This is a genomic window from Xanthovirga aplysinae, from assembly GCF_009711365.1.
Classification (GTDB): domain Bacteria; phylum Bacteroidota; class Bacteroidia; order Cytophagales; family Cyclobacteriaceae; genus Xanthovirga; species Xanthovirga aplysinae.
In genome coordinates, this window is the sequence record NZ_SMMB01000763.1 from 1 (window position 1) to 3,737 (window position 3,737).

The 3,737-nt window shown below is 38.3% G+C and carries 4 protein-coding genes; 3 read left to right on the forward strand and 1 reads right to left on the reverse strand.

The annotated features are described in order from the left end of the window. Positions 1 to 74 precede the first annotated feature (74 nt). The 3 genes from trxB (at position 75) to bshB1 (ending at position 2,979) form a co-directional block, all read left to right on the forward strand. Positions 75 to 1,019, forward strand: coding sequence for a thioredoxin-disulfide reductase (gene trxB / locus E1171_RS05285; RefSeq protein ID WP_155204796.1), 945 nt, complete (start codon positions 75 to 77; stop codon positions 1,017 to 1,019). 13 nt (positions 1,020 to 1,032) lie between these two features. Further along, complete coding sequence (locus tag E1171_RS05290) at positions 1,033 to 2,061, forward strand: peptidoglycan DD-metalloendopeptidase family protein (RefSeq protein WP_246164186.1); 1,029 nt, start codon at positions 1,033 to 1,035, stop codon at positions 2,059 to 2,061. A gap of 201 nt (positions 2,062 to 2,262) precedes the next feature. After that, a complete protein-coding gene (gene bshB1, locus E1171_RS05295; RefSeq protein ID WP_155204798.1) occupies positions 2,263 to 2,979 on the forward strand; it encodes a bacillithiol biosynthesis deacetylase BshB1 in 717 nt (238 codons plus the stop codon). Positions 2,980 to 3,112: 133 nt separating this feature from the next. On the opposite strand, the gene pdxH is transcribed toward bshB1, so the two are convergent. Beyond that, on the reverse strand, positions 3,113 to 3,736 hold the full coding sequence (gene pdxH, locus E1171_RS05300) for a pyridoxamine 5'-phosphate oxidase (RefSeq protein ID WP_343031301.1): 624 nt from the start codon (positions 3,734 to 3,736) through the stop codon (positions 3,113 to 3,115). Position 3,737: the final 1 nt, after the last annotated feature.

Genomic DNA, 3,737 nt, shown 5'->3' on the forward strand with positions numbered 1-3,737 from the left:
AGCATCTGATTTGAAGTTCTTTAAGGGAAATCTAGAGTGGTGAATGATTATTATTGAGTTTTAATTTTTAAAAAATGACGCAGGAAAACGTAAAGATGCTAATTATAGGCTCCGGGCCTGCTGGTTATACGGCCGCTATTTATGGTGCAAGAGCGGATCTTAAACCAGTGCTTTATACCGGTGCTCAAGTAGGTGGGCAATTAACCATCACAAATGATGTTGAGAATTATCCAGGTTATCCAGATGGAGTGATGGGGCCTCAAATGATGGTTGATTTTCAAAAGCAAGCTGAAAGATTTGGTGCCGAAATTAGAATGGGTCTGGCAACTAAAGTTGATTTTTCTTCTTACCCCCACAAAGTTGTTATTGACAATAAGCATGAAATTATTGCAGAGAGTGTAGTTATTTCTACAGGGGCTTCAGCAAAATGGCTTGGAATACCTTCCGAAGAGCGTTTAAATGGAAAAGGGGTTTCTGCCTGTGCCGTTTGTGATGGATTCTTTTTTAGAGGACAAGATGTGGTAGTTGTGGGAGGAGGAGATACTGCTGCAGAAGAAGCCACTTACCTTTCAAAGCTTTGTAATAAGGTTCATTTATTGGTGAGAAGGGATGAAATGAGAGCTTCTACCATTATGCAGAAACGTGTAGAAAATACGGAGAATATTGAAATCCATTGGAATACCGTTACCGAGGAAATTCTAGGTGAAGAAGGAGTTGAGGGAGTGAGAGTTAAAAACCGGGAAACAGGTGAGGTAAGTGAGATTAAAGCAACCGGCTTTTTTGTAGCAATTGGTCATGAGCCAAATACCGGGATTTTTAAGGATTATTTGAATTTGGATGAGAATGGTTATATCCAGACAGTTCCGGGAACATCCAAAACAAAAATTGAAGGTGTGTTTGCTGCGGGTGATGCGCAGGATCATGTGTATCGTCAAGCTGTAACTGCTGCCGGATCAGGCTGTATGGCTGCTTTGGATGCTGAGCGATTTTTGGCTGCTAAGGAAATGGAGGCCGTTTAGAGATTATTGCTTTATGAGAAAAGTAGGGGGGATACTGGTTTTGTGCATGTTGTTTCATGTAGCAGATCTGCATGCGCAAAACCAAAAGAAAAGATGGAAGTTCTGGAATATTTTTAAATCGAGGAAAGCCCCAAAGAGGGAAATTGTGGTCCCTGATGAGAAAAAGCAGCTAGAAGATGAATCAAACATTCCATTAGTTATTGATCAGTTTAGTTCATCTACAGATTCCCTGATTCGAATTGTGGCTCGAAAAGCCAATGATGACTGGAGTCTGATGGACAATGATCAATTTGAGATGGTCCTGGTTGATAAATGGCTTCGGATAAATGAGAAATGGCTAAAAGCTCAACCCTATTACAAGACTTGGGATTCCTGGAATATAAACCCTTATAAAGAGGATATTCAGAATTTGGAGGGAAAAGTAAACTTGCATTTGTATAATGAGAATATAAAGAATTGGGCCTTTCCCGTCCGGAACACTTATGTTACTTCCGGTTTTGGTTTGCGACATTACCGTATGCATAATGGAGTGGATTTAAAAGTGTTGATGGGAGCTCCCGTTTATTCTGCCTTTGACGGAGTAGTTCGGATTGTGAAATACGACCGAAACGGTTATGGGAATTATATTGTCGTAAGGCATGCAAATGGATTAGAGACACTTTATGGCCATTTGAAAAAGGCCTTAGTAAAGGTTGGGCAGGAAGTGAAGGTAGGTGAACGGATAGGATTGGGAGGAAATACCGGTAGAAGTTCAGGTACCCACCTTCATTTTGAAGTTAGATATTTGGGGTACCCATTTGATCCTCGAATTATTTACGACCTGGATACCGATACTTTAAAAAAGGTGAACCTGGAGCTGGATAAAACCACTTTTGCCTATTTAAAGGAAGCCCGAAAAATTGTCTTTCACAGAATTCGAAGCGGGGATACCTTAAGTGGAATTAGTAAGAGGTATAGAACATCTGTTAAAGCAATTTGTCGACTGAATGGGATTTCTTCTAAAACTATCCTTAGAATAGGAAGAAAACTTCGGATACGATAAAAAGATATTAGATATTAAAACCTAATTAAGGAAGATCCAAAAAGTTACTCATAGCGGTAAGAAATTATGCTTGACCTTATTTATAAATTATATTGCTTGGGCGCTGAACAATTTGAAATTAGAGTATTCACCCCAATAAAATATTTGTGAGGCCATCTTAAGTAGGTGATTTTTTGATTTTCTATTATATAAATTTAATCAATGAAACTTGATATATTGGTGTTAGCAGCCCATCCTGACGATGCTGAACTTTCTTGCTCGGGAACAATTCTTGCCCATATTGCAAATGGAAAAAAGGTTGGTTTAGTGGATTTGACTCGGGGTGAGTTGGGTACAAGAGGCTCCGCTGAACTTAGAGATAAGGAAGCGGCTGCATCCGCAAAAATTTTGGGTCTAACGGTAAGAGAAAATCTGAAGTTTAAAGATTTCTTTTTTAAGAATGATTATGAGCATCAACTAAGGGTAGTGGAGTTGATTCGTAAATATAGGCCTGAAATTGTTTTGGCCAATGCCGTTAATGATCGTCATCCAGATCATGGAAAAGCAGCTGAATTGGCCAAAGTTGCTTGCTTTATGGCTGGACTAAGAAAGATTGAGTCTGAAAGTGATGGGGAATTACAAGAAGCTTGGAGACCTAAAGCGGTATATCATTATATCCAGAGTAATTATATAAAGCCAGATTTTGTGTTCGATGTCTCTGATTACTGGGACAAAAAAGTGCAATCTATCATGGCCTTTAAGTCTCAATTTCATGATCCAAATAGTGAAGAACCGGAAACTTTTATTTCCTCACCTGATTTCTTAAAATTAATTGAAGGACGAGCAAAAGATTTTGGTCATTCAATTGGAGTAAGTTATGGAGAGGGGTTTACACAGGAGCGTTATCTTGGGGTGAAAGATTTGTTTGATTTAATTTAATCTAGAAATGGAAATTAAGAATTAGGAATGATTTACTAAAGATTTTAGTGTTTGATTTCTTCAGAAATTAAACCTCAAGGTTTAACCCTTCCATGAAAAAATGATTCCTAATTCTTAATTTTTAGTTTATTTCTCAGGGTGATAGTCGCTCAATCTTCCAGTTGTTATTTGACTCTTTTGTGTAAGAAAGACGATCATGAAGTCGACTTGGTCGACCTTGCCAGAATTCAATACGTTCTGGTATAACTTTGTAACCTCCCCAAAATGATGGTCTTGGTATTTCTTGTCCTTCGTATTTTTTAACAAGTTGCTGGTAACGTTCCTCCAGTATTTTCCTATCCGTAATAGGGTGACTTTGTTCGGAAACCCATGCACCAATTTGGCTACTTCTAGGACGACTCTTAAAGTAGCTATCTGAGGTTTCAGCACTAACTTTCTTAATTATTCCTTCTACCCTCACTTGTCTTTCCAACTCTGGCCAAAAAAAATTGAGCGCTACAAATGGATTTGCAATAATGTCCTTCCCCTTATTGCTTTCATAATTGGTGTAAAAAATGAACTTCTGGTTTTCAACTCCTTTTAATAACATTATTCTCGAAGAAGGTCTTCCTTGTGAAGAGATTGTAGCCAAATTCATGGCACTAGGTTCCATAACTTCAGCCTGTAAGGCTTCTTCAAACCATTTTTTAAATTGCTCTACCGGATTAGAGTTAACATCATTAATCTCAAGGGATTCTTTGCTGTACTCTGTGCGGATG